The sequence below is a fragment of the Kitasatospora phosalacinea genome (genome assembly GCF_000716545.1).
Classification (GTDB): domain Bacteria; phylum Actinomycetota; class Actinomycetes; order Streptomycetales; family Streptomycetaceae; genus Kitasatospora; species Kitasatospora phosalacinea.
In genome coordinates this window covers 1-616 of sequence record NZ_JNWZ01000171.1, presented here as the reverse complement: position 1 = coordinate 616, position 616 = coordinate 1, and the positions used below count along the sequence as shown (strand labels likewise).

The 616-nt window shown below is 67.7% G+C and carries 1 protein-coding gene; it reads right to left on the bottom strand.

Translation table 11 applies throughout. From position 1 onward, the window contains the following. Positions 1-588 carry a GTP-binding protein gene (locus OO48_RS33990; protein ID WP_033223527.1) on the bottom strand — a complete coding sequence of 196 codons (588 nt, stop codon included), beginning with the start codon at positions 586-588 and terminating at the stop codon, positions 1-3. Between the last annotated feature and the right edge of the window lie 28 nt (positions 589-616).

Genomic DNA, 616 nt, shown 5'->3' with positions numbered 1-616 from the left:
TCATCGCAGTCGGGCGAGGAGGGCGTGTTCGACGAGGGTGATGAGTGCGCTCTTGGCGCTGTCCCGGCGTCGGGCGTCGAGGGTGATGATGGGGATGTCGGTGTTGAGTTGGAGTGCTTCGCGGACTTCTTCGGGGGTGTGGGCCTGGTGTCCGTCGAAGCCGTTGAGGGCGACGACGAAGGGGAGGCCGCTGTTCTCGAAGTAGTCGAGGGCGGGGAAGCAGTCGGCGAGGCGTCGGGTGTCGACGAGGACGACGGCGCCGATGGCGCCGCGGACGAGGTCGTCCCACATGAACCAGAAGCGGTCCTGTCCGGGGGTGCCGAACAGGTAGAGGATGAGGTCTTCGTCGAGGGTGATGCGGCCGAAGTCCATGGCGACGGTGGTGGTCGTCTTGCCGGAGACGTGGCTGAGGTCGTCGATGCCGGCGGAGGCCGAGGTCATGACGGCTTCGGTGCGCAGGGGGTTGATCTCGGAGACCGCGCCGACGAGCGTCGTCTTGCCCACGCCGAAGCCGCCCGCGACGACGATCTTGGCGGAGGTGGTGGCGCGGCTGGGGGCGGCGGCCGCGTTAGAGCTTGCGAAGTCCACTGAGGACCCTTTCGAGCAGCGTGACGTC